The following is a 665-nucleotide window of genomic DNA, read 5'->3' on the forward strand; positions in this document are numbered from 1 at the left end:
CGTTTTAGAGCCCTGCGGGCGTTGCGGTGGGTGTACCACCATTTCTGGTTAGCGCTGACCCATTTCGGTACTTGGCCTGCCGGTATAGCACTGCGGTAGGTGCGCTGTTTAAGCCAATCAGCAAAGGTGATGCGGGTGTGGTGGACTGCAGCAGTAAACCGCGCAGCATCTTCACGGTTGTGTACCTGAACAAGCATGTAGCCCAGTTTCCGGATTGCTTTATGCGCTGGGTGAATCGGGTTGCGGCTGATATCGGCGAAAGTGTTGCGCTGGACGTGAACTAGGCACCGCTGGATTTTCACGTCGGGCCATTTAATGCGCAGTGCCTTGAGCGCTCCGCCTGCCCCGTCGGTGGTGACGATAAGTGGTTGCGCGATTTTGTCGAGCAGCTTTAGGTACTCGTATGAGCTTTCGCGCAGGCACCAATGCCAGGCGATGACGTGTGTATTGGTGCAGGCGACCAGCAGGCATTTCTTGTGAAAGTAGGTGCCGTCGATAAAGACCTGGTCGTAGACACGATAGGGGTCAGTAGACGTGGGCACGGTGATAAACCACAAAAGCTTGAACCATCGGGTCAACGTTCGTCTGGTTACCCCAAGGCGTTTAGCTAAATGGTCTGCGGATTCACCGGAAAGAATCCAGTCAATAAAGATTTTGAAGTGCCG

Annotated in this window: 1 protein-coding gene; it reads right to left on the reverse strand. The window is 54.3% G+C overall.

The features are described from left to right. Positions 1 to 665 (reverse strand): transposase (locus tag HMPREF3009_RS00015; RefSeq protein WP_198531093.1); only part of this gene is annotated, 665 nt, incomplete at both ends.

This window comes from Corynebacterium sp. HMSC034H07, from assembly GCF_001815175.1.
GTDB lineage: Bacteria > Actinomycetota > Actinomycetes > Mycobacteriales > Mycobacteriaceae > Corynebacterium > Corynebacterium hiratae.